This is a genomic window from Kosakonia sp. MUSA4 (genome assembly GCF_013085925.1).
Lineage (GTDB): Bacteria > Pseudomonadota > Gammaproteobacteria > Enterobacterales > Enterobacteriaceae > Kosakonia > Kosakonia sacchari_B.
In genome coordinates this window covers 3,076,042-3,100,141 of the sequence record NZ_CP025697.1, presented here as the reverse complement: position 1 = coordinate 3,100,141, position 24,100 = coordinate 3,076,042, and the positions used below count along the sequence as shown (strand labels likewise).

At 55.1% G+C, this 24,100-nt stretch carries 24 protein-coding genes; 14 read left to right on the top strand and 10 right to left on the bottom strand.

Annotated features, from left to right (window positions below; translation table 11 throughout):
- The first annotated feature begins 63 nt into the window (after positions 1-63).
- Positions 64-807: a copper homeostasis protein CutC gene (cutC, locus tag C0557_RS14700; RefSeq protein WP_208659090.1), complete on the top strand. Its 744-nt coding sequence runs from the start codon at positions 64-66 to the stop codon at positions 805-807.
- An 82-nt stretch (positions 808-889) separates the two neighbouring features.
- Here the strand turns inward: cutC and cmoB are convergent, their stop codons facing one another.
- Genes cmoB through C0557_RS14675 form a run of 5 tightly spaced genes read right to left on the bottom strand, consistent with a single transcriptional unit; the run spans position 890 to position 4,467 of the window.
- Positions 890-1,861 carry a tRNA 5-methoxyuridine(34)/uridine 5-oxyacetic acid(34) synthase CmoB gene (gene cmoB / locus C0557_RS14695; protein WP_074777678.1) on the bottom strand — a complete coding sequence of 324 codons (972 nt, stop codon included), beginning with the start codon at positions 1,859-1,861 and terminating at the stop codon, positions 890-892.
- A complete protein-coding gene (cmoA, locus tag C0557_RS14690) occupies positions 1,858-2,598 on the bottom strand; it encodes a carboxy-S-adenosyl-L-methionine synthase CmoA (protein ID WP_007371573.1) in 741 nt (246 codons plus the stop codon). The genes cmoB and cmoA overlap by 4 nt, the downstream gene beginning before the upstream one ends.
- 39 nt (positions 2,599-2,637) lie before the next feature.
- On the bottom strand, positions 2,638-3,033 hold the full coding sequence (locus tag C0557_RS14685) for an MAPEG family protein (RefSeq protein ID WP_074777676.1): 396 nt from the start codon (positions 3,031-3,033) through the stop codon (positions 2,638-2,640).
- A 52-nt stretch (positions 3,034-3,085) separates the two neighbouring features.
- A complete protein-coding gene (locus C0557_RS14680) occupies positions 3,086-3,904 on the bottom strand; it encodes a DUF72 domain-containing protein (protein ID WP_208659088.1) in 819 nt (272 codons plus the stop codon).
- Positions 3,901-4,467, bottom strand: a complete 567-nt coding sequence (locus C0557_RS14675) for a hydrolase (RefSeq protein ID WP_208659086.1) — start codon at positions 4,465-4,467, stop codon at positions 3,901-3,903. Before C0557_RS14675 ends, C0557_RS14680 begins: the two co-directional genes overlap by 4 nt.
- A 267-nt stretch (positions 4,468-4,734) precedes the next feature.
- Between C0557_RS14675 and aspS the strand changes: the two genes are divergently transcribed.
- The 4 genes from aspS to ruvC all read left to right on the top strand — a co-directional run bounded on the left by aspS (position 4,735) and on the right by ruvC (position 8,403).
- Positions 4,735-6,513 carry an aspartate--tRNA ligase gene (gene aspS / locus C0557_RS14670; RefSeq protein ID WP_208659084.1) on the top strand — a complete coding sequence of 593 codons (1,779 nt, stop codon included), beginning with the start codon at positions 4,735-4,737 and terminating at the stop codon, positions 6,511-6,513.
- A gap of 1 nt (position 6,514) precedes the next feature.
- On the top strand, positions 6,515-6,958 hold the full coding sequence (gene nudB, locus C0557_RS14665; protein ID WP_074777669.1) for a dihydroneopterin triphosphate diphosphatase: 444 nt from the start codon (positions 6,515-6,517) through the stop codon (positions 6,956-6,958).
- 145 nt (positions 6,959-7,103) lie between these two features.
- Positions 7,104-7,844 (top strand): YebC/PmpR family DNA-binding transcriptional regulator, encoded by a 741-nt coding sequence (locus C0557_RS14660; protein ID WP_007371580.1) that lies wholly within the window; start codon positions 7,104-7,106, stop codon positions 7,842-7,844.
- A 37-nt stretch (positions 7,845-7,881) separates the two neighbouring features.
- Positions 7,882-8,403, top strand: a complete 522-nt coding sequence (gene ruvC / locus C0557_RS14655; RefSeq protein ID WP_007371581.1) for a crossover junction endodeoxyribonuclease RuvC — start codon at positions 7,882-7,884, stop codon at positions 8,401-8,403.
- A 25-nt stretch (positions 8,404-8,428) separates the two neighbouring features.
- On the opposite strand, the gene C0557_RS14650 is transcribed toward ruvC, so the two are convergent.
- Positions 8,429-9,247 (bottom strand): helix-turn-helix transcriptional regulator, encoded by an 819-nt coding sequence (locus C0557_RS14650; protein WP_208659081.1) that lies wholly within the window; start codon positions 9,245-9,247, stop codon positions 8,429-8,431.
- Between the two features lie 95 nt (positions 9,248-9,342).
- Between C0557_RS14650 and C0557_RS14645 the strand changes: the two genes are divergently transcribed.
- The 3 genes from C0557_RS14645 (at position 9,343) to ruvB (ending at position 11,954) form a co-directional block, all read left to right on the top strand.
- Entirely contained in the window at positions 9,343-10,224 is an 882-nt protein-coding gene (locus tag C0557_RS14645; RefSeq protein ID WP_208659079.1) for an SDR family oxidoreductase, read from the top strand.
- 99 nt (positions 10,225-10,323) lie between these two features.
- Complete coding sequence (gene ruvA / locus C0557_RS14640; protein ID WP_208659077.1) at positions 10,324-10,935, top strand: Holliday junction branch migration protein RuvA; 612 nt, start codon at positions 10,324-10,326, stop codon at positions 10,933-10,935.
- 8 nt (positions 10,936-10,943) lie between these two features.
- The gene (gene ruvB / locus C0557_RS14635; protein WP_074777662.1) at positions 10,944-11,954 is read left to right on the top strand and encodes a Holliday junction branch migration DNA helicase RuvB; all 1,011 of its coding nucleotides are present in this window, start codon (positions 10,944-10,946) and stop codon (positions 11,952-11,954) included.
- 85 nt (positions 11,955-12,039) lie between these two features.
- Here the strand turns inward: ruvB and znuB are convergent, their stop codons facing one another.
- Both znuB and znuC read right to left on the bottom strand, forming a co-directional pair.
- Positions 12,040-12,825, bottom strand: coding sequence for a zinc ABC transporter permease subunit ZnuB (gene znuB / locus C0557_RS14630; protein WP_208659075.1), 786 nt, complete (start codon positions 12,823-12,825; stop codon positions 12,040-12,042).
- Entirely contained in the window at positions 12,822-13,577 is a 756-nt protein-coding gene (gene znuC, locus C0557_RS14625; protein WP_035887496.1) for a zinc ABC transporter ATP-binding protein ZnuC, read from the bottom strand. The genes znuB and znuC overlap by 4 nt, the downstream gene beginning before the upstream one ends.
- Before the next feature lie 78 nt (positions 13,578-13,655).
- On the opposite strand from znuC, the gene znuA reads away from it, so the two are divergent.
- The 3 genes from znuA (at position 13,656) to lpxM (ending at position 17,043) form a co-directional block, all read left to right on the top strand.
- Complete coding sequence (gene znuA, locus C0557_RS14620; protein WP_208659073.1) at positions 13,656-14,600, top strand: zinc ABC transporter substrate-binding protein ZnuA; 945 nt, start codon at positions 13,656-13,658, stop codon at positions 14,598-14,600.
- Between the two features lie 15 nt (positions 14,601-14,615).
- On the top strand, positions 14,616-15,941 hold the full coding sequence (gene mepM / locus C0557_RS14615; RefSeq protein WP_208659071.1) for a murein DD-endopeptidase MepM: 1,326 nt from the start codon (positions 14,616-14,618) through the stop codon (positions 15,939-15,941).
- Positions 15,942-16,071: 130 nt separating this feature from the next.
- Positions 16,072-17,043 (top strand): lauroyl-Kdo(2)-lipid IV(A) myristoyltransferase, encoded by a 972-nt coding sequence (lpxM, locus tag C0557_RS14610; RefSeq protein ID WP_208659069.1) that lies wholly within the window; start codon positions 16,072-16,074, stop codon positions 17,041-17,043.
- A gap of 46 nt (positions 17,044-17,089) precedes the next feature.
- Here lpxM and pyk read toward each other — a convergent pair whose 3' ends face one another.
- The gene (gene pyk, locus C0557_RS14605) at positions 17,090-18,532 is read right to left on the bottom strand and encodes a pyruvate kinase (protein WP_007371591.1); all 1,443 of its coding nucleotides are present in this window, start codon (positions 18,530-18,532) and stop codon (positions 17,090-17,092) included.
- A 126-nt stretch (positions 18,533-18,658) separates the two neighbouring features.
- On the bottom strand, positions 18,659-19,528 hold the full coding sequence (locus C0557_RS14600) for a MurR/RpiR family transcriptional regulator (RefSeq protein WP_208659067.1): 870 nt from the start codon (positions 19,526-19,528) through the stop codon (positions 18,659-18,661).
- A 343-nt stretch (positions 19,529-19,871) separates the two neighbouring features.
- On the opposite strand from C0557_RS14600, the gene zwf reads away from it, so the two are divergent.
- The 3 genes from zwf (at position 19,872) to kdgA (ending at position 24,070) form a co-directional block, all read left to right on the top strand.
- Entirely contained in the window at positions 19,872-21,347 is a 1,476-nt protein-coding gene (zwf, locus tag C0557_RS14595) for a glucose-6-phosphate dehydrogenase (protein WP_074777655.1), read from the top strand.
- A 232-nt stretch (positions 21,348-21,579) separates the two neighbouring features.
- Positions 21,580-23,391: a phosphogluconate dehydratase gene (gene edd / locus C0557_RS14590; protein ID WP_074777654.1), complete on the top strand. Its 1,812-nt coding sequence runs from the start codon at positions 21,580-21,582 to the stop codon at positions 23,389-23,391.
- Positions 23,392-23,428: 37 nt separating this feature from the next.
- Positions 23,429-24,070 carry a bifunctional 4-hydroxy-2-oxoglutarate aldolase/2-dehydro-3-deoxy-phosphogluconate aldolase gene (kdgA, locus tag C0557_RS14585; protein ID WP_064565642.1) on the top strand — a complete coding sequence of 214 codons (642 nt, stop codon included), beginning with the start codon at positions 23,429-23,431 and terminating at the stop codon, positions 24,068-24,070.
- Positions 24,071-24,100: the final 30 nt, after the last annotated feature.

Below are 24,100 nucleotides of genomic sequence, written 5' to 3'. Positions count from 1 at the left end.
AGGTGTGAGGGCGCGCAGATCCGCAATTATATAAGCGTGCCATGATGAATAAAGGGAGGAGCTATGGCCTTACTGGAAATCTGTTGTTACGGCGTTGATGACGCGGTGATCGCCCAGCAGCAGGGGGCAGATCGCATCGAGTTTTGTGCGGCGCCGAAAGAGGGCGGGTTAACGCCTTCCGCCGGTGCGCTGAAAAGCATCCGCCAGCGAGTGACGATTCCGGTGCATCCGATTGTTCGCCCGCGCGGCGGCGATTTTTGCTACCGCGCCGATGAATTTGCCGCCATGCTGGAAGATATCCAGCTGCTGCGCGAACTCGGTTTTCCCGGTCTGGTAACGGGTGTACTGAACGAAGACGGGCAGGTCGATATGCCGCGCATGCAGGAAATTATGTCGGCGGCGCAGGGGATGGCGGTGACCTTTCATCGCGCCTTCGATATGTGCGCCAACCCGCATCAGGCCTGCGATGCGCTGGCAGAATTAGGCGTTGTTCGTGTTCTCACTTCCGGTCAGCAGGCGTCGGCGGAAAAAGGACTTTCATTAATTAGGGAACTTAATGCCCGCTCTGGCGCTCCAATCATTATGGCCGGTGCTGGTGTGCGTCCGCAAAACCTGGAAATATTTCTGGAGGCGGGCGTCAAAGAGGTGCACAGCTCGGCAGGACGCTGGTCAGCGTCACCGATGCGTTATCGCAACAGTGGATTATCGATGTCGTCGGATGCCCAGGCGGATGAATATGCCCGCTACGGTGTTGACGGCGCGGCAGTGGCGAAGATGAAGCAGATCATGGCGCTTCACCGCCCGTAACAGTTTTTACCGCGCATCATGTCGCCCAATATGATGCTTGCTTGTACCAGGCCCCTGCCATTAACAGGGGCCTTTTTTTGTCTTATGGTTTGCGGGCAATCAGTACGGCGCGCAGCGGCGCCGGATAGCCTTCGACAGTTTTCGTGCTGTCATGCGGATCGAGGAAATCCGCCAGCGATTCGGTCACCATCCACGGTGTCCGGCGTTGCTCCTCAGTGCTGGTAACGCACATATCGGCGATACGCACATCGACAAAACCGCACTTCTCAAGCCAGTTTTTCAGCGCCAGCGCAGAGGGAATAAAGTAGACGTTGCGCATTTGCGCGTAGCGATCGCCCGGAACCAGAACCGTATGCTCATCGCCTTCAACCACCAGCGTTTCCAGCACCAGCTCGCCCTCTTTCACCAGTTGATCTTTCAGTTGCCACAGATGTTCCAGTGGCGAACGGCGGTGATAAAGTACGCCCATCGAAAATACGGTGTCGAACGCGTTCAGCGCCGGAAGTTGCTCAATTCCCAGCGGCAACAGGTGCGCGCGGCGATCGTCACCCAGCAGCTTACGGACTGCTTCGAACTGACATAAAAAGAGTTGCGTCGGATCGATCCCGATAGCCAGCGACGCTCCGGCGCCAATCATGCGCCACAGGTGATAACCGCTACCGCAGCCGACATCGAGAATGGTACGTCCGCGTAAGTCTGACAGGTGCGGCAGCACGCGATCCCACTTCCAGTCTGATCGCCATTCGGTATCAATATCAATGCCATACAGAGAAAACGGCCCTTTGCGCCACGGCATCAGGTTACGCAGCAGCGTTTCCATGCCCTTGAGCTGACCGGCGCTCAGCGGCTCATCACTTTGCGCCGTCACGCCATTGAGCAGATCCAGCTTTGCTGGCGTAAGCTGCGGCAGAAATTCGACCGCATTGTTCCACTGTTTAAACTGCCCGTGCAGGGCTTCGCGCTGCCAGGCGGAAATTTGCGGCGGCAGCGTGTCGAGCCAGTGTGCTAACGGGCCAACGGCAATTTGCTGATAAAAACGGCCAAACTCGATCATGCCTTCTCCGCCTTCAGTGCGACCAGCGAGCCGAAGTTAAAGCACTGGAACCACAATTCGCTGTGTTCAAACCCGGCGGTATGCAGGCGCGCTTTATGCGCCTCGACGGAATCTGTCAGCATGACGTTTTCCAGCATGCTGCGTTTCTGGCTGATCTCCAGCTCGCTGTAACCGTTGGCGCGTTTAAAGTCGTGATGCATATTGAACAGCAGTTCGCCGACAGTGCTGTCTTCAAAACTGAATTTTTCCGACAACACCAGCGCGCCGCCCGGATTCAGCCCCTGGTAGACCTTTTGCAGCAGCTTCAGGCGATCGTCCGGCTCGAGAAATTGCAGCGTAAAGTTGAGCACCACCATCGAGGCATTTTCGATCTGAATATCGCGAATATCGCCTTCGATCACCTCAACGGGCGTCGGCGCTTTGTAGGCGTCAATATGGCGACGGCAGCGTTCGACCATCGCCGGCGAGTTATCCACGGCGATAATTTTGCAGCCATCCTGATGAATGTTGCGGCGTACCGACAGCGTGGCGGCACCGAGTGAACAACCGAGATCGTAAACCTGCGTGGCGGGCTGCACGAAGCGCTCTGCCAGCATGCCGATCATCGAAATAATATTGGAGTAACCCGGTACGGAACGCTGGATCATATCCGGGAAGACTTCGGCTACCCGTTCATCGAAAGTCCAGTCGCCCAGGCTGGCGATAGGCGCAGAAAAAAGCGTGTCGCGGTGAGACATAGTGTAAATATCCGGGAAAACAAAGGGGCGTATTGTGCGCTAATGCAGGGAGAAAACCAACTCCCAGGGCATATACCACAGATTGGCCAGCACCATCAGCAACAGCGAACAAAAGGTTGCGCCCATACCAGAACGACGCCAGCGAACCAGCCGATGGTGGTATCCGTAATAATGCATCAGGCGGCCGACAATCAACATCAGCCCGCAGATATGCACCATCCAGATTTCCGCGCCGTCCATCTCCATGAACAGCAATAACAGCAGCGCGACAGGAATATATTCCACGGCATTACCATGAATGCGTATCGCGCTTTGCAGTTCACTGAACCCGCCGTCGCCATAACTGACGCGATACTGTGAACGCAGCCGGATAACATCAAAAGAAAACTTCAGCAGCAATAATGCACCCAGCACGGCGTAGAGCGCGCTAACCATACTAACTCCCTTTACGATGATGGCGATGGCTTCTCAATGATAGGTGCTTCACTCAAAAAAGAGAAGATTGCTGCGGCAGGGAAGGTGCCGCGCCAATCGTAGGGACGGCGGCGTAAAGATCCTGCCACAGCGTCTCCACCAGTTCGGGTGCCTGGGCGATATCCGGGGTATGCAGGAAAAGATACGGTGTGGTGGTTTGCTCCCATAGCGGCAACTTTTCCAGCCAGACGGCGAAAAGCTGCCGATTCTGCGCCATATTGTCGCTACCGATGAAACGCACCATCGGATGATGGGCGGTGACCAGCGCATGTACCGGTACTTTCGGTTTTTTGCGCTGGGCTTCAATCACGGCTTCACTGTGCGCAATTGCGCTGTGCACCGGACGGCTGTCGAGGATCACGCGGTTGACGCCGCGGGCATGCAAACCCTGATTAAGGGCTTTCTCCTCTTCGCCTTTGGCGAAAAAAAGTGGGTGGCGCACTTCGACGCCGTAGGTAAATTCCCCGGGAAGCACATCGAGAAATGCCCACAGCGCAGGCAAGTCCCGCGGGGAGAAAACGGCCGGAAGCTGTAACCAGTACTGGCCTATTCGCCCTGCTAACGGCGACATGCGGCTGAAAAATTCCGCTGTCAGGTCGTTGCAATTCCGTAGCGCCGCCTGGTGCGAAATGGTGGCCGGAAATTTAAAACAGAAACGAAAATCATCGTTGGTCTGCGCGTACCAGCGCGCGACGACCTCCGCTTTGGGCAGCGCATACAGCGTGGTGTTGCCTTCGACACAGTTGAAGTGGCGGGCATACGCCTCAAGGCTGTCAATGCCAAGACGCACCCATTTCGGGTGCGCCCATTGCGGCAGGCCGACATACATCATAACGCGCTGAGGATCTCGTCCGTGCTGCGCACGCGGCTGATCCGCGGGAAGATATTTTTCATGCTGCCCTGATGCTGTTCGGCATTCGCCGCGCTGCAAGCATCTTCAGCCAGCACCAGCGAGAAGCCAAGTTCCCAGGCATTACGAGCGGTTGATTCCACCCCGATATTGGTGGAAATGCCGCACAGCACAATGGTGTCGATACCGCGACGGCGCAGTTGTAGCTCCAGATCGGTGCCGTAAAAGGCGCCCCACTGATGTTTGGTGACTTCGATGTCGCTCTCTTTTTTCCCCAGCGCCTGCGGGTAAGTCCACCAGTTGTCCGGCAACGCATGACCGCCTGTCGCGGCGTCAACCGGTTGTTTTAGCGCTTCGGCGAAATCAGCTGACCAGCCCACGCGCACCAGCACAACAGGCGCACCGTTTGCACGAAATTTTTCCGCCAGCGCAGCGGCGCGTTTTACCACGTCCTGTGCCGTGTGAGGACCACCGGCGAAAGGCAGAATCCCTTCCTGTAAATCGATCACCACCAGAGCGGTTTTCTCAGCATTGAGCTTCAGCATAATAACTCCTGAAAAATGAATGACGTCGGTGGATACCTTACGCGTTCTGCACGCCAGCGCGGTTTACAAATTTTGTTAAATTTTGTGAGAATGCGCAATAAGCGCGCAGCAAACGTGCGTACAGTCAGTAGCGGGCTTATCGTTGGTCAGAATTTCCAGTATAATAGCCCCCTTTTTTCATCCAGTAGTGACATACGAAAATAGCTGCCACCAGAATGCCTGCCGCGCAGGTGACAGGTCGCGCGCAGCTAATTTAAGGGATATCTCATGCGTACAGTATATTGCGGGCAGCTCAATCAGTCCCATGTCGGACAGCAAGTAACGCTTTGTGGGTGGGTCAACCGTCGTCGTGACCTCGGTAGCCTTATCTTTATTGATATGCGCGATCGTGAAGGCATCGTGCAGGTGTTTTTCGACCCGGACCGTCAGGATGCGTTCCAGCTCGCCTCTGAACTGCGTAATGAGTTCTGTATTCAGATTACCGGTACCGTTCGCGCCCGTGACGCGAAAAACGTCAACAAAGATATGGCTACCGGTGAAGTTGAAGTGTTCGCCACCGAACTGAACATCATCAACCGTTCCGACGTGCTGCCGCTGGACTCCAACCACGTCAACACCGAAGAAGCGCGTCTGAAATATCGCTACCTCGATCTGCGTCGTCCGGAAATGGCTCAGCGCCTGAAAACCCGTGCGAAAATCACCAGCTTCGTGCGTCGCTTTATGGACGATCACGGCTTCCTCGATATCGAAACGCCGATGCTGACGAAAGCCACGCCGGAAGGCGCACGCGACTACCTCGTACCTTCACGCGTACATAAAGGCAAATTCTACGCGTTGCCGCAGTCCCCACAGCTGTTCAAACAGCTGCTGATGATGTCCGGTTTTGACCGCTATTATCAGATCGTCAAATGCTTCCGTGACGAAGACTTGCGTGCTGACCGTCAGCCGGAATTTACCCAGATTGATGTGGAAACCTCTTTCATGACCGCGCCGCAGGTGCGTGAAGTGATGGAAGCGTTAGTGCGTCAGCTGTGGCTGGAAATTAAAGGTGTTGATCTGGGCGATTTCCCGATCATGACCTTTGCTGAAGCCGAGCGCCGCTATGGTTCTGATAAACCGGATCTGCGTAACCCGATGGAACTGGTGGACGTGGCGGACCTGCTGAAAGCGGTCGAATTTAAAGTCTTCTCCGGCCCGGCAAATGATGCAAAAGGTCGCGTTGCCGCGCTGCGTGTGCCAGGTGGCGCACAACTTAGCCGTAAACAAATTGACGACTACGGCAAATTTATTGAAATCTACGGCGCGAAAGGCCTGGCGTATATCAAGGTCAATGAAGCGGCGAAAGGCCTGGAAGGCATCACCAGCCCGGTGGCCAAGTTCCTGAATGCTGAAATTGTCAGCGCGATCCTTGAGCGCACGGGCGCGCAGGACGGCGACATGATCTTCTTCGGCGCGGACCACAAGAAAGTGGTTGCCGATGCACTGGGCGCGCTGCGTCTGAAGCTCGGCAAAGATCTGAACCTGACTGACGAAGCGAAGTGGGCGCCGCTGTGGGTTATCGACTTCCCGATGTTTGAAGATGACGGTGAAGGCGGCCTGACGGCGATGCACCATCCGTTCACCTCGCCGAAAGACATGACCGCTGCCGAGCTGAAAGCGGCGCCGGAAGATGCGGTGGCTAACGCCTACGACATGGTGATCAACGGTTACGAAGTGGGCGGCGGTTCTGTTCGTATCCACAGCGGCGAAATGCAGCAGACGGTGTTCAGCATCCTGGGGATTAACGAGCACGAACAGCGCGAGAAGTTCGGCTTCCTGCTGGATGCGCTGAAATACGGTACGCCGCCGCATGCAGGTCTGGCATTCGGCCTGGATCGTCTGACCATGCTGCTGACCGGCACCGATAACATCCGTGACGTTATTGCCTTCCCGAAAACCACGGCGGCAGCCTGTCTGCTGACCGAAGCGCCGAGTTTTGCTAACCCGGCCGCGCTGGCGGAACTGGGCATTGCGGTGGTCAAAAAAGAGACCCCGGAGAATAAATAAGATGCCATTCAAGCATCCCGTTTCCGTGCTGGTGGTGATTTACGCGCAGGACACGAAACGGGTGCTGATGTTGCAGCGACGCGACGACCCCGATTTCTGGCAGTCGGTAACCGGCAGCCTGGAAGCGGGGGAGAACGCAACGCAAGCCGCCCTGCGTGAAGTAAAGGAAGAGGTCGAAATCGATGTTGTCTGTGAGCAACTGACCTTAGTCGACTGTCAGCGCACGGTGGAGTATGAAATCTTTAGTCATTTACGTCATCGCTATGCGCCGGGCGTAACGCACAATACCGAATCCTGGTTTTGTCTTGCGCTGCCCCATGAACGTCCGATTGTTTTTACCGAACATCTGACGTACCGCTGGCTTAATGCCCCCGCAGCGGCGGCATTAACCAAATCGTGGAGCAACCGGCAGGCGATTGAAGAATTTGTTATTAACGCCGACTAAATTTCCCCGGAATTTTAGTTCTCAGGAAGGCGGCAAAGCCGGACGTTGCCAGAAGCTTACCCCGGTAAGTGACTGGTGCGGATGGAGCTGCCAACTCACCTGAAGCTGAAAGGCGAAGGGAAATGGCTTTATTGGAGAGTTTTTTATGGCAGGTCACAGTAAATGGGCCAACACCAAACACCGCAAAGCAGCACAGGATGCCAAGCGCGGTAAGATCTTTACCAAAATCATTCGCGAGCTGGTTACAGCTGCCCGTCTGGGCGGCGGCGATATCGGTTCCAACCCGCGTCTGCGCGCGGCGGTGGATAAAGCGTTGTCCAACAACATGACCCGCGACACCTTAAACCGTGCTATCGCGCGCGGCGTGGGCGGCGATGACGATGCGAACATGGAAACCATCATTTATGAAGGTTACGGCCCTGGCGGCACCGCGGTAATGGTTGAATGTCTGAGTGACAACCGCAACCGTACCGTTGCCGAAGTGCGTCATGCTTTCAGCAAATGCGGCGGTAACCTGGGGACTGACGGTTCCGTAGCTTATCTGTTCAGCAAAAAAGGCGTGATCTCCTTTGAAGCGGGCGACGAAGACACCATCATGGAAGCGGCGCTGGAAGCCGGTGCTGAAGACGTGGTGACCTTTGATGATGGCGCTATCGACGTCTACACCGCGTGGGAAGAGATGGGTGCCGTGCGCGATGCGCTGGAAGCGGCTGGCCTGAAAGCGGACAACGCTGAAGTGTCGATGATCCCGTCTACCAAAGCAGATATGGATGCAGAAACTGCGCCGAAACTGCTGCGTCTGATCGATATGCTGGAAGATTGCGACGACGTGCAGGAAGTCTACCATAACGGTGAGATCTCCGATGAGGTTGCGGCGACGCTGTAATGTCGCTGACTAAATCACCCCAGGCCGGAGGCGCATAATGGCGATTATTCTCGGTATTGACCCGGGTTCGCGCGTCACCGGTTACGGTGTGATCCGCCAGACAGGAAGGCAACTGACCTACCTCGGCAGCGGCTGCATTCGTACGAAGGTCGAGGATTTACCGTCGCGCCTCAAGCTCATTTACGCAGGCGTGACGGAAATCATCACCCAGTTTCAGCCGGATTTTTTCGCCATCGAACAGGTGTTTATGGCGAAAAATGCCGATTCAGCGTTGAAACTTGGGCAGGCGCGCGGCGTGGCGATCGTTGCTGCCGTCAATCAGGATCTCCCCGTTTTTGAGTATGCTGCCCGTCAGGTCAAACAGACGGTTGTCGGTATTGGCAGCGCGGAAAAAAGCCAGGTGCAGCACATGGTGCGAACCTTGCTGAAGCTTCCGGCCAATCCGCAGGCGGATGCCGCTGATGCGCTGGCGATTGCCATTACGCATTGCCATGTCAGTCAGAATGCCTTACAGGTGAGCAGTACGCGGCTTAATCTTGCTCGCGGAAGATTACGCTAACAAGCGCCAGTTAACGGCGCTTTTTTTATAACAGCGAGCGGATTTTCTGCGCATCCTCTTCCTCCGATGGGTTATAAACCACCATCGTCAAATCGGGTTGTCCTTCAACAGAAAAACTCGAATATTCCAGCGACAACTTGCCGACATTGCCGTGCAACAGAATTTTGGTGCCTTCTCCCATCCCGCCAATATCATTGCTTCGCCATAGCTCGGCAAATTCAGGAGAGGCTGAACTCAGCTCCTCTACCAGAGGACGGATCTCCGCCGATGCACCTGCACGGGTCGCATCGGCACGGAACGCCGCCACCAGATAGCGCGCCAGCGCGTACCAGTCGTTCTGGGCAGCGCGAGCCTGCGGATTAAGGAAAATGCGGCGCAGAATATTGCGCTCCTGCGCGGGCAACGAAGGGTAATCGGATAAAACCACGGTGGCGGCTTTGTTCCATGCCAGCACATCCCAGGTGGCATTGCGGATCAGCGCCGGGCTGAAGGGCATACAGTCCAGCACCTTTTGCAGCCGTTCGGTCACTGTGCCGGTCGCTGCGTAATGTATGCCAGGCGCGCGCCCGAGGGCCAGATGAAAAACATGCTCCCGTTCCCGTTCGGAAAGGCGCAGCGCCTGGCAAATTCTGTCCAGCACTTCTGCCGATGGCGTACCGCCGCGTCCTTGTTCAAGCCAGGTATACCAGGTGGCGCTAATACAGGCCAGATGTGCGACTTCTTCCCGCCGCAGCCCCGGTGTGCGTCGGCGTGCGGTGTGAAATCCCAGCGCGTTGGGATCCAACTGCGCGCGGCGGGATTTCAGGTAACTGCCCAGATCTTTTGGCTGAGTAACGCTCTGCATCCTGTTAGTCCTTATACCACGATAAAGTCACTACTTTTCTCTATCACGGATATTTATAAGGATAACGGCGCGAGTCAATATCAGGAGGCACACGCATGCATGTTTTTCTGACTGGCGCGACCGGATGGGTCGGCGCAACAGTGGCGGCTGAGTTACTGGCCGCCGGGCACCAGGTAAGTGGCCTGGCGCGAAATGCAGACAAGGCGCAGGCACTGCTTGCCGCTGGCGGGCAAGTGGTTCACGGGACGCTGGACGATCACGACGTTCTTTTTGCGGCGGCGGCAAAAGCCGATGCCGTGATTCATACCGCGTTTAATCATGATTTTTCGCGTTTTGCGCAGAATTGTGCGCAGGATCAACGCGCAATTGAAGTACTGGGAAAGGCGTTACTCGGCTCCGATCGCCCGCTATTGGTGACGTCGGGGCTGGCAAGACTGGCGCAGGGGCACCCGGCAACGGAAGCAGACAAGCCGGGTGAAGAGCCAGACTATCTTCGTCGTTCCGAACAGGCGGCGCAGGCGCTGGCTGAAAAAGGGGTACGCGCGGCGAGTATCCGTCTGGCGCCTACCGTGCACGGCGTCGGCGATCACGGCTTTGTACCCATTCTGATCGCGCTGGCAAAACAAACCGGCGTTGCCGCCTGGCCTGCCGGAGCGAACAATTGCTGGGCGGCGGTACACCGGATTGATGCAGCGAAAGTCTACCGGCTGGCGCTGGAAAGTGGCGTGACACAGCCGGTTTACCACGCGGTCGCGGAGGGGGCGATTGCCATGCGCGATATCGCCATTGCCATCGGCAAAATGCTTGGTTTACCTGCCGAACCGCGTGAAGCCGCACATTTTGGCTGGTTCGCTAATTTTGCGGCCGGGGAGATGTCAGCATCAAGCGAACAGACGCGCCAGATGCTGGGCTGGCAGCCAACACAGCGTACGCTGTTAGACGATCTGAGCGATGAGGCGTATTACGCCAATTCCTGAACCGCGCTCGCGCTTTTCTTTCTATATTCGGCTGGATATCTATCCAGCCTTTTTTTATGATACAGCATTACACCTTAGCCCATAGCGCAGGAGCGTCACGTGATAGGCAGACTCAGAGGCATCATTGTAGAAAAACAACCCCCGTTGGTTCTGCTGGAAGTGGGAGGCGTGGGTTATGAAGTGCACATGCCGATGACCTGTTTTTATGAATTACCGGATGCCGGTAAAGAGGCGACGGTTTTCACTCAGTTTGTGGTGCGCGAAGATGCGCAGCTGCTGTACGGTTTTAACAATAAGCAGGAACGCACGCTGTTCCGCGAGCTGATTAAAACGAATGGCGTCGGGCCAAAACTGGCGCTGGCGATTTTGTCCGGCATGTCAGCACAGCAATTCGTTAACGCCGTCGAACGGGAAGATCCGGCTGCGCTGGTCAAATTGCCGGGTATCGGTAAAAAAACCGCCGAGCGCCTGATTGTTGAAATGAAAGACCGCTTTAAAGGTTTGCATGGCGATCTCTTCGCCCCGGCGGCCGATCTGGTTCTTACCTCTCCGGCCAGCCCGGCAGCGGATGACGCAGAGCAGGAAGCGGTTGCTGCGCTGGTGTCGCTGGGATATAAACCTCAGGAAGCCAGCCGGATGGTTAGCAAGATTGCCCGCCCGGATGCCAACAGTGAAACCCTGATCCGTGAAGCGCTGCGCGCGGCGTTGTGAGGTAGAGGATGATTGAAGCAGACCGTCTGGTAGCCCCTGCCAGTACTGATGTGGAAGAGGTTGTGGATCGCGCTATCCGCCCGAAAATGCTCGATGAATATATCGGCCAGCCGCAGGTTCGTTCGCAGATGGAGATTTTTATCCAGGCGGCAAAACTGCGCGGCGACGCACTCGATCATCTGCTGATTTTTGGTCCTCCTGGCCTTGGCAAAACCACGCTGGCGAATATTGTCGCCAACGAATTGGGCGTTAATTTACGTACCACTTCCGGCCCGGTGCTGGAAAAAGCGGGTGATTTGGCGGCGATGCTCACCAACCTCGAACCGCATGACGTACTGTTCATCGATGAAATTCACCGTCTTTCGCCGGTGGTGGAAGAAGTGCTTTATCCGGCGATGGAAGATTACCAGCTCGATATCATGATCGGCGAAGGTCCGGCGGCGCGTTCCATTAAGATCGATCTTCCGCCTTTTACGTTGATTGGCGCGACAACGCGCGCGGGGTCACTGACTTCGCCGCTGCGTGACCGTTTTGGCATTGTGCAGCGACTGGAGTTTTACCAGGTGGCCGATTTGCAACATATTGTCGGTCGCAGTGCCCGCTATATGGGGCTGGAGATGAGTGAAGAGGGCGCGCTGGAAGTAGCGCGTCGTTCTCGCGGTACGCCGCGTATCGCCAACCGCCTGCTGCGCCGCGTGCGCGATTTTGCCGAAGTGAAACATGATGGCGATATCACGGCTGAAATCGCGGCGAAAGCGCTGGATATGCTGAATGTCGATGCGGAAGGGTTCGACTATATGGACCGCAAACTTCTGCTGGCAGTGATTGATAAATTCTTCGGCGGTCCCGTCGGGCTGGATAACCTCGCGGCGGCTATCGGTGAGGAGCGGGAAACCATTGAGGATGTGCTGGAACCGTATTTGATTCAGCAAGGTTTTTTACAGAGGACACCGCGCGGTCGCATGGCGACAGTACGGGCCTGGAACCACTTTGGTATCACGCCCCCGGAAATGCCATAAACAAAAAGGCCGGAAAGCGTCTGCTTCCGGCCTTTTATATCAGTGGCAGCAGCGGATGATCTCAGCCGACTGCGCCCGATAATAGTTAGTTAACGGGTTTCTTCGTCATACTGAAGATAAACAGCAGCGCCGCGCACAGCACGACAGACGGGCCTGCTGGCGTATCGTAGAAGGCGGAGAAGGTCAGACCGCCGGTCACCGCAATCATCCCGACGCCTACGGCAATCGCCGCCATTTGTTCTGGCGTTCGCGCGAATCGACGTGCTGTCGCCGCCGGGATAATCAACAGTGAAGTGATGATCAGCGCGCCGACAAATTTCATGGCGACGCCAATGGTCAGGGCGGTAACCAGCATCAGTAGCAGCTTGACGCGTTGCAGCTTCACGCCGTCAACAAATGCCAGCTCCGGGCTGATGGTCATCGACAGTAAGTTGCGCCACTGCCAGAGCAGGATCGCCAGCACCACCACTACACCAGTGGCAATAACTATCAGATCGTCCGGCGTCACCGCCAGCAGATCGCCAAACAGATAAGCCATCAAATCGACGCGAATGTTCGACATCAGGCTGACCACGACCAGACCGAGAGACAGCGCACTGTGCGCCATAATGCCGAGCAGGGTATCGATCGCCAGTTGCGGGCGTTTCTCCAGCCACACCAGACCAGCAGCCAACAGTAACGTCACGGCAATAACAGCGTAGAACGGATTCACATCCAGCAGGAGACCAAAGGCAACGCCGAGTAAAGAAGCGTGCGCCAGCGTGTCGCCAAAATAGGACATCCGTCGCCAGACGACAAATGAACCCAGCGGCCCGGCAGCGCAGGCAAGCATAATCCCGGCCAGCCAGCCGGGTAGTAACAATTCAATCATGAGTGTCCATTACCCTGGCGCAGAACAATGCGGCCCTGCAGATCGTGACGGTGGTTATGGTTATGGCGATAAATGCCAAGCTGTTCCGCACCGCGATGCCCGAACATAGAGATAAATTCCGGATGCATGGAAACCACTTCTGGCGTACCTGAGCAGCAAATATGGTGATTAAGGCACAGGACTTCATCCGTTTTCGCCATCACCAGATGCAGATCGTGGGAAACCATCAATACTGCACAGTTGAGCTCTTTACGCAGCTGATCTATCAGGTTGTAGAGAGCGACCTGGCCATTAACGTCTACGCCCTGGGTTGGCTCATCCAGCACTAAAAGCTGCGGGCTGTTAAGCAGGGCGCGAGCCAGCAAAACACGCTGCGTTTCGCCTCCGGAAAGCTTTTGCATCGGAGCATCCACCAGATGTGCAGCCTGTACGCGTTTCAGCGCCGGAATTATGTCGTCTTTGCGGGTGCCGGGGCGCAAACGCATAAAACGGCCTACCGTCAGCGGCAAGGTGGCGTCAAGATGCAATTTTTGCGGTACATAGCCGATACGCAGGTTCTTTTCACGCTTGATCATCCCCGCATCCGGTGCTACCAGGCCCAGCACTGCGCGCACCAGCGTAGATTTACCCGCGCCATTGGGGCCGAGTAAGGTTAAAATTTTTCCTGCGCGTAAATTGAGTGAAATATCAGACAGGACGCGCCGTTGACCAAAAGCAACGGTGACATTTTCGAGCGTTACAAGATTCGTCATAGCATTTAACAGGTTGCACAAGTTGTCGGATGTTATAATATCACACCCCACATACTCATTACGATGAACAGTTGCATTATGTTACATAAAAATACGCTTCTTTGCGCAGCGCTATCTGCTGCTCTTTTCGCCGGTACAGCACAAACCGCTAATGCCGCTGTGGTGGCTTCACTCAAACCATTAGGATTTATCGCTGCTGCCATTGCCGACGGGGTGACGACTACCGAAGTGCTGCTGCCAGATGGTGCATCCGAGCATGATTATTCACTGCGTCCTTCAGATGTAAAACGCTTACAAAACGCGGACTTAGTTTTTTGGGTCGGCCCGGAGATGGAAGCCTTTATGGCGCGTTCCGTACAACAAATTTCTGAGCAGAAACAGGTGTCGATGGCCGGGCTTGCCGGTGTAAAACCGCTGTTGATGAAAGGGGCTGATGAAGACGAACATGAGCATGGTGATGATCACCACGATGGCGAAAAAAGTGACGAACATCACCATCACGGCGATTACAACATGCATCTGTGGCTTTCCCCAGAGATTGCGCGGCTGTCGGCGGTTGCAATCCACGATAAATTAGTGGAAGTTATGCCGCAAAGTCGAGCCAGGCTTGACGCCAACTTGCAGGCCTTTGAGGCATTATTAACTCAGGCGGATAAGCAAGCTGGTAACGAGCTGGCACCGCTGAAAGGGAAGGGGTATTTCGTTTTTCATGACGCCTACGGCTACTTTGAAAGACACTACGGGCTGACCCCATTGGGGCACTTTACCGTCAATCCCGAAATTCAGCCTGGTGCGCAGCGTTTACATGAAATCAGAACACAGTTGGTTGAGCAAAAAGCCACGTGCGTTTTTGCTGAGCCACAGTTCAGGCCAGCGGTCGTTGAAGCTGTTGCCAGAGGGACATCCGTTCGAATGGGAACGTTGGATCCACTTGGAATCAGTATCAAGTTAGGCAAAGAGAGCTATCCGCAGTTCCTTGCCCAACTCACTCACCAGTATGCGAGCTGCCTGAAAGGAGAATAACGAGGAAGTGAATACGTGCAACAGATAGCCCGCACTGTCGCTCTGGCATTTAATAGTCTGCCTCGACCCCACCGTGTCATGTTGGGGTCGCTTACAGTTCTTACACTCACGGTCGCCGTCTGGCGGCCTTACGTTTATCATCCCGAAGCCACAGCCCCGATCGTGAAAGCGATTGAGCTGCCGAAAAATGAAATCCGCTCGTTGTTGCCGGAAGCCAGCGAACCTATCGATCAAACCACTTCTGATGATGTGGATGATATCCCGCAAGATGAACTGGATGATAAAACCGCCAATGAAGTTGGCGTTCACGAATATGTGGTTTCTACCGGCGATACGCTCAGCAGTATCCTCAACCAGTACGGCATTGATATGGGTGATATCAGCCAGCTTGCCGCTGCTGATAAGGAACTGCGTAATCTGAAGATTGGTCAACAACTTTCATGGACGCTCACCGCAGATGGCGATCTGCAACGCCTGACGTGGGAGATGTCCCGCCGCGAAACCCGCACGTATGACCGCGTCGATGGCGGTTTTAAAATGAGCAGCGAGATGCAGCAGGGCGACTGGGTGAATTCGGTGATGAAAGGTACGGTTGGCGCGAGCTTCGTCGCCAGCGCCCGTGAAGCCGGTTTAACCAGTGCTGAAGTCAGCGCGGTGATCAAAGCGATGCAGTGGCAGATGGATTTCCGTAAGCTGAAAAAAGGCGATGAGTTTTCCGTGCTGATGTCCCGCGAAATGCTGGAAGGTAAGCAGGAACAGAGCCAGTTAGTCGGCGTTCGCCTGCGTTCTGACGGCAAAGATTACTACGCCATTCGCGCCGAAGACGGCAAATTTTACGATCGCAATGGTAGCGGGCTGGCAAAAGGTTTTATGCGCTTCCCGACTGCGAAACAGTTCCGCGTCTCGTCAAACTTTGATCCGCGCCGTCTGAACCCGGTTACCGGACGCGTTGCGCCGCACAAAGGCGTCGATTTTGCTCTGCCGCAGGGCACGCCGGTGCTTGCCGTCGGCGATGGTGAAGTTGTGGTGGCGAAACGCAGTGGCGCAGCGGGGAACTACATTGCTATCCGCCACGGTCGTACTTACACAACCCGTTACATGCATCTGCGTAAACTGCTGGTAAAACCGGGTCAGAAAGTGAAGCGCGGCGATCGCATCGCCTTGTCGGGTAACACCGGACGCTCCACCGGGCCGCATTTACACTATGAAATGTGGATCAACCAACAGGCTGTCAACCCGTTAACGGCAAAACTGCCGCGCACCGAAGGGCTGACCGGTTCGGATCGCACGGATTATCTGTCGCAGGTGAAAGAGGTTATTCCGCAATTGCGTTTTGACTGATTCGCTTAACAAATATGCGTTCGAAGCCGGTGCCAGCTGCGCGCCGGCTTTTTCTTTTGTGTGAAAGATAACGCCTCGCTACACTATCTCCTTATCCTGAGTGACTTGATTTCTGGCCTGCGGACGATGCATGGAAACGAAAAAAAATAACAGTGAATATATTCCGGAGTTCGAAAATGAATTCCGTCACCCGCGCAACTGGGGCGCGTGGCTGGGCGTACTGGCATTTGCTGGCGTAGCGCTGGTTCCGCCTTCGGTACGCGATCCTCTGCTGGGGAAACTGGGTCGTCTGGCAGGGAAATATGGCAAAAGCGCGCGTCGTCGCGCACAGATCAATTTGCTCTACTGCTTTCCTGAAAAAAGCGAAGCCGAAAGAGAAGCCATCATTGATGAGATGTTTGCTACTGCGCCACAGGCAATGGCCATGATGGCGGAACTGGCGATCCGTGGGCCGGAAAAGGTGTTGCCGCGCGTCGACTGGCAGGGCAAAGATATTATCGATGAATTGCAACGTAACAACGAGAAAGTGATTTTCCTCGTGCCGCACGGTTGGGGCGTGGATATTCCGGCGATGCTGATGGCTTCGCAGGGGCAGCAGATGGCAGCCATGTTCCATAATCAAGGTAACAAGGTCTTTGATTATGTCTGGAATACCGTGCGTCGTCGCTTTGGTGGGCGTTTGCATGCGCGCAACGATGGCATTAAGCCTTTTATCCAGTCGGTACGCCAGGGCTACTGGGGTTATTATCTGCCGGACCAGGATCACGGCGCGGAACACAGCGAGTTTGTCGATTTCTTTGCCACCTACAAAGCAACGCTTCCGGCCATTGGCCGCCTGATGAAAGTCTGCCGCGCACGTGTTGTACCGTTGTTCCCGGTCTATGACGCCAGAACGCATCGTCTGATTATCCAGGTGCGGTCGCCTATGGATGATTTGCTGACAGCGGATGACAACACGATCGCCAGGCGCATGAATGAAGAGGTGGAGGTGTTTGTCACGCCTCGTCCGGAACAGTACACCTGGATCCTGAAGCTGCTGAAAACGCGCAAACCCGGTGAAACAGAGCCTTATAAGCGCAAAGAGCTGTTCCCGAAGAGATAAAAAAAGGCCTCTCCAGCGAGAGGCCTTTCGCTTTTCTGGCCGCCGGTTATTCGACGGTCAGAATACGTGTGGTATTGGTGGTGCCCACGGTGCTCATTACGTCACCCTGCGTCACGATCACCAGATCGCCGGAAAGCAGGTAGCCTTTGTCACGTAGCAGGTTAACGGCATCGTTAGCGGCTGCAACGCCTTCGTTAACGCTGTCGAAATAGACCGGCGTTACGCCACGGTAGAGCGCTGTCAGGTTCAGGGTGCGCTCATGGCGGGAGAGGGCAAAAATCGGCAGGCCGGAACTGATGCGTGAGGTCATCAGGGCGGTGCGGCCGGATTCAGTCATGGAGATGATAGCGGTTACACCTTTCAGGTGGTTGGCCGCGTACATCGCCGACATCGCGATCGCTTCTTCAACGTTATCGAACTGAATATCCAGTCGGTGTTTAGAAACGTTGATGCTTGGGATCTTTTCCGCACCCAGACAAACGCGCGCCATTGCCGCTACGGTTTCAGACGGATACTGACCGGCGGCGGTTTCCGCAGAGAGCATCACGGCATCTGTACCGTCGAGCACGGCGTTAGCAACATCCATGACTTCCGCGCGGGTTGGCATCGGGTTGGTGATCATCGACTCCATCATCTGCGTGGCGGTGATTACCGCTCGGTTCAGTTGACGGGCACGGCGGATCAGCGCTTTCTGAATACCGACCAGTTCCGGATCGCCGATTTCAACGCCGAGATCGCCACGGGCCACCATCACGACATCAGACGCAAGGATCACATCGTCCATCGCGTCCTGATCGCAAACGGCTTCCGCACGCTCGACTTTCGCGACAATCTTCGCGTCGCAGCCTGCATCGCGCGCCAGGCGGCGGGCGTAGTTCAGATCTTCGCCGCAGCGCGGGAAAGAGACAGCCAGATAATCGACGCCGATCAGCGCCGCGGTAACGATATCCGCTTTGTCTTTCTCTGTCAGGGCTTCAGCAGAGAGACCGCCGCCCAGTTTGTTGATGCCTTTGTTGTTGGAGAGCGGTCCGCCGACAGTCACTTCGGTGAACACTTTCATGCCCTGAACTTCCAGCACTTTCAGCTGTACGCGACCGTCGTCGAGCAGCAGGATATCGCCCGTTACCACGTCGGCTGGCAGGCCTTTATAGTCGATGCCGACTTTTTCCTTGTCGCCTTCGCCTTTGCCCAGGTTGGCATCAAGCAGGAATTTATCGCCAACGTTCAGGAAAACTTTGCCTTCCTTGAAGGTGGACACGCGAATTTTAGGTCCCTGCAAATCGCCAAGGATAGCAACATGACGTCCCAGTTTTGCCGCAATCTCACGTACCTTATCCGCACGTAATTTATGATCTTCAGGTGTTCCGTGTGAGAAGTTCATACGCACCACGTTAGCGCCAGCAGCGATAACCTTCTCAAGGTTGTTATCGCGGTCAGTGGCCGGGCCTAAAGTGGTTACGATTTTGGTCCTGCGAAGCCTTCTGGACATGTAATACTCCGTTGACTGAAACAACTTGGTGTTGCGTGAACATGAATTCGGCCATTTAGCGCCCCGCTGTGAAGGGCAATGCGCCTGACCGAACAGCGTAAGAGGTTACTGCTTTGTTATTAACTATTAGTGGTTATCGTTTTTGATAAGCAGCTCCTTATCAAAGCGCGATTCTTTCAGGGCTTCTTTGACTCGCTTCAAGTTATCCCTGAATTTTGCGCCGCGGCGCAAGGTAAAACCGGTGGCCAGCACGTCAATGACGGTCAGTTGCGCAAGTCGGGAAACCATGGGCATATAAATGTCAGTATCTTCCGGTACATCAAGCGTGATGGCAAGCGTTGCCTCGCGCGCAAGCGGCGTCCCTGCTGAAGTCAGGGCAATGACCATGGCGTCGTTTTCACGCGCCAGTTGCGCAAGCTCAACAAGGTTTTTTGTTCTTCCGGTATGGGAAATCAGCACAACCACGTCATCATCGCTACAATTCATACAACTCATGCGTTGCAGCACGATGTCGTCGGAGTAAATCACCGGTACGTTGAAGCGGAAAAATTTGTTCATGGCGTCGTGCGCAACGGCGGCAGACGAGCCGAGACCGAAAAATGAGATTTTTTTCGCCTGGGTCAACAGATCGACGGCGCGATTGACGGCGGCCATATCCAGCGACTGTCGAACGTGATCGAGGCTGGCCATTGCCGATTCAAAGATTTTTCCGGTATAGGCTTCTACGCTGTCATCTTCGTCAACATTTCGATTAACATAGGGCGTGCCATTGGCGAGACTTTGCGCCAGATGCAACTTGAAGTCCGGGAAACCACGCGTATCAAGGCTGCGGCAAAAACGGTTCACCGTCGGTTCACTGACATCTGCTTCCTGTGCCAGCGCAGCGATGCTGGAGTGGATGGCCTGGTCCGGAGCGGCGAGGATGACTTCCGCGACCTTCCGTTCGGATTTGCTAAGGTGTTCCAGCCGTGACTGGATTTTTTCCAGCATATTCATGGGTGATAAAGCGCTCATGGTGAAACGATTACACTGATAGATGGAATCGTGATGCGTTTTAAACAGATATTACCCCCGCGGGAAGCAGAAATGTAAGTGGTGATGAGAAATGATGTTGTTTTTTTTCATTACATGATCAGAGTCAGATTTCATCGTCTGTTTCCTGGGCAAATATCCGGCTTTTTCAGGGCGAAAAAACAGATTTTTTGTCACAACAAAATAACGCACGTCCTGACAATGCGTAACAGTTTCGGGAATTACGTAAACGCAGTACAGTGTACTGTAATAAAATTACAACTAAGGCCTGGCTAACGCTCCAGGACAGCCAACTGAGGAGATTGACATGGCGGTAGTACAAACAGCCCAGGCGTGTGACCTGGTCATTTTCGGCGCGAAAGGTGACCTCGCACGCCGGAAATTGCTGCCTTCACTGTACCAACTGGAAAAAGCGGGGCAGATCCATCCGGATACACGTATCCTGGGGGTCGGCCGTGCCGAGTGGGATAAGGAAGCCTATACCAAGGTTGTTCGTGAAGCGCTTGAAACCTTCATGAAGGAAAAAATCGACGAAAGTCTGTGGGATAAGCTGAGTGGTCGTCTGGATTTTTGCAATCTGGATGTCAACGAAACCTCCGCATTCAAACGTCTTGGTGCGATGCTGGACCAGAAAAATCGCACGACCATCAACTACTTTGCCATGCCGCCGAGCACCTTTGGCGCCATCTGTAAGGGGCTGGGTGAAGCAAAACTGAACGCGAAACCGGCGCGCGTTGTGATGGAAAAGCCGCTGGGTACATCGCTTGCGACATCGCGGGAAATTAACGATCAGGTGGGCGAGTTTTTCGAAGAGTGCCAGGTATACCGCATCGACCATTATCTGGGTAAAGAGACGGTACTTAACCTGCTGGCGTTGCGTTTTGCTAACTCCCTGTTTGTTAACAACTGGGACAACCGCACCATCGATCACGTGGAAATCACCGTGGCGGAAGAGGTCGGTATCGAAGGCCGCTGGGGCTATTTTGACCAGGCCGGGCAGATGCGCGATATGATCCAGAACCACCTGTTGCAGATCCTCTGCATGATTGCCATGTCGCCGCCGTCCGATCTGAGCGCGGACAGTATTCGTGATGAAAAGGTGAAAGTGCTGAAATCGTTGCGCCGCATCGATCGCACTAACGTGCGCGAAAAAACCGTGCGTGGTCAGTACACCGCCGGGTTTGCGCAAGGCAAAAAAGTGCCCGGTTACCTGGAAGAAGAGGGGGCGAACAAATCCAGCAATACCGAAACGTTCGTCGCTATCCGTGTCGATATCGATAACTGGCGCTGGGCCGGCGTGCCGTTCTATCTGCGCACCGGTAAACGTCTGCCGACCAAATGTTCAGAAGTTGTGGTTTACTTTAAAACGCCAGAGCTGAACCTGTTCAAAGAGTCCTGGCAGGATCTGCCGCAGAACAAACTGACCATTCGCCTGCAGCCGGATGAAGGTGTTGATATTCAGGTGCTTAACAAGGTTCCAGGCCTGGATCATAAACACAACCTGCAAATTACCAAACTCGACCTGAGCTACTCCGAAACCTTTAATCAGACGCATCTTGCTGATGCTTACGAGCGCCTTCTGTTGGAAACCATGCGTGGTATTCAGGCCCTGTTCGTGCGTCGTGACGAAGTGGAAGAGGCCTGGAAATGGGTCGATTCCATCACCGAAGCGTGGGCAGCAGACAACGATGCGCCGAAACCGTATCAGGCAGGTACCTGGGGACCGGTTGCATCGGTGGCGATGATCACCCGCGACGGTCGTTCATGGAACGAGTTTGAGTGATTTTCTTGCGCAAATGGCATTCCATTTTACCGGTAACATGATCTAACACAGATATCAGAATAATTTTTCACCTTTCAGGCCCCGACTGGATTCACCAGCGGGGCTTTTTTTATTACACTGGCTGAAGCGATTTTGCCTTTGGGGCGCGGCGTTCTGGTGTTTACAGTCTGATAACGAAGGCTTATGGCATTGTTGACGCGGTTCCCCGGACAGATAAATTTCAGGAGCCTTTATGAACTCAACAATGTTACGCGTAACAAATCGCATTATTGAACGTTCGCGCGAAACCCGTTCAGCCTATCTTGCCCGTATCGAACAGGCGAAAACGAACACCGTGCGCCGTTCCACACTGGCCTGCGGCAACCTGGCACACGGCTTTGCGGCCTGCCAGCCTGACGACAAAGCCTCCCTCAAAAGCATGTTGCGCAACAATATTGCCATTATCACGTCCTACAACGACATGCTTTCCGCTCATCAGCCTTACGAAGTCTATCCGGAGATTATCCGTAAAGCGTTGCATTCGGTGAACGCGGTAGGTCAGGTAGCGGGCGGCGTTCCGGCAATGTGCGACGGCGTAACCCAGGGGCAGGACGGTATGGAACTTTCCCTGCTGAGCCGCGAAGTGATTGCGATGTCGGCAGCGGTAGGGCTTTCTCATAATATGTTTGACGGCGCGCTGTACCTCGGCGTGTGTGACAAAATTGTCCCGGGGTTGGCCATGGCGGCGCTGTCATTTGGTCATTTACCGGCGGTGTTTATCCCGTCTGGTCCGATGGCGAGCGGTCTGGCGAATAAAGAGAAAGTACGCATTCGCCAGCTTTATGCGGAAGGCAAAGTCGATCGCATGGCGCTGCTCGAATCAGAAGCCGCCTCATATCATGCGCCAGGCACCTGTACGTTTTACGGCACGGCAAACACTAACCAGATGGTGATCGAGTTTATGGGCATGCAACTGCCTGGCTCATCGTTTATCCATCCGGATGCGCCTCTGCGCCGTGTACTGACTGAAGCGGCAGCCCGCCAGGTGACTCGCCTGACCGGCAATGGCAACGAGTGGATGCCGCTCGGTAAAATGATTGATGAAAAAGTCGTAGTGAACGGTATTGTCTCGCTGCTGGCGACGGGCGGCTCCACCAACCACACCATGCATCTGGTGGCGATGGCGCGCGCCGCAGGGATCATCATCAACTGGGATGATTTCTCCGATCTTTCTGATGTGGTTCCGCTGCTGGCGCGTCTCTACCCGAACGGCCCGGCAGACATTAACCACTTCCAGGCGGCTGGCGGTGTGCCGGTGCTGATGCGTGAACTGTTGAAAGGCGGTCTGTTACATGAAGATGTTCACACCGTGGCGGGCTTTGGCCTGACGCGCTACACCCAGGAGCCGTGGCTCAATAATGGCGAGCTGGACTGGCGTGACGGCGCGGCCGCATCGCTGGATGCTGATGTTATTGCGACCATCGAACAGCCGTTCTCGAAACATGGCGGCACCAAAGTGCTGAGCGGCAATCTGGGGCGTGCGGTGATGAAAACCTCAGCAGTGCCGGTCGAAAATCAGGTTATTGAAGCGCCAGCGGTGATTTTTGAAAGCCAGCATGATGTTTTACCGGCCTTCGAAGCAGGCCTGCTGGACCGTGATTGCGTGGTGGTTGTCCGTCATCAAGGGCCAAAAGCGAACGGTATGCCAGAATTACATAAACTCATGCCGCCACTTGGTGTATTATTGGACCGCCGTTTCAAAATCGCACTAGTTACCGATGGACGGCTGTCAGGCGCATCAGGTAAAGTGCCGTCGGCGATCCACGTTACCCCAGAAGCATACGATGGCGGATTGCTGGCGAAAGTGCGTGATGGCGATATTATCCGGGTTAACGGGCAGACAGGCGAGTTAACGCTGCTGGTTGATGACAACGAACTTGCCGCACGTCAGCCGCATATTCCTGACCTGAGCGCGATGCGCGTGGGCACAGGCCGCGAATTGTTCGGCGCGCTGCGGGAGAAACTCTCCGGTGCGGAGCAGGGCGCAACCTGTATCACTTTTTAAGACGATAAGATTTAGTTCTGGCGAGAGAAAAACTCTGATGAAAAACTGGAAAACGAGTGCAGAAGCAATTCTGAAAACAGGTCCGGTAGTGCCGGTGATTGTAGTGAACAAACTGGAACACGCTGTGCCGATGGCAAAAGCGCTGGTCGCCGGTGGCGTTCGCGTACTGGAAGTCACCCTGCGTACGGCTTGTGCGATGGATGCTATCCGCGCTATCGCAAAAGAAGTGCCCGACGCAATTATCGGTGCCGGTACGGTACTGAACCCGCAGCAGCTGGCGGAAGTCACCGCTGCTGGCGCGCAGTTCGCTATCAGCCCGGGTCTGACCGAGCCGCTGCTGAAAGCTGCGACCGAAGGTACTATCCCGCTGATCCCGGGCATCAGCACCGTTTCTGAATTGATGCTGGGCATGGACTACGGTCTGAAAGAGTTCAAATTCTTCCCGGCAGAAGCCAACGGCGGTACTAAAGCGTTGCAGGCGATTGCGGGTCCGTTCTCTCAGGTTCGTTTCTGCCCGACTGGCGGGATCTCCCCGGCTAACTACCGTGATTACCTGGCGCTGAAAAGCGTGCTGTGCATCGGCGGTTCCTGGCTGGTTCCGGCAGATGCGCTGGAAGCGGGTGATTACGATCGCATCACCAAACTGGCGCGCGAAGCGGTAGAAGGCGCGAAACAGTAATCTCGCGGGCGGGTGTTTACCCGCCTTGTG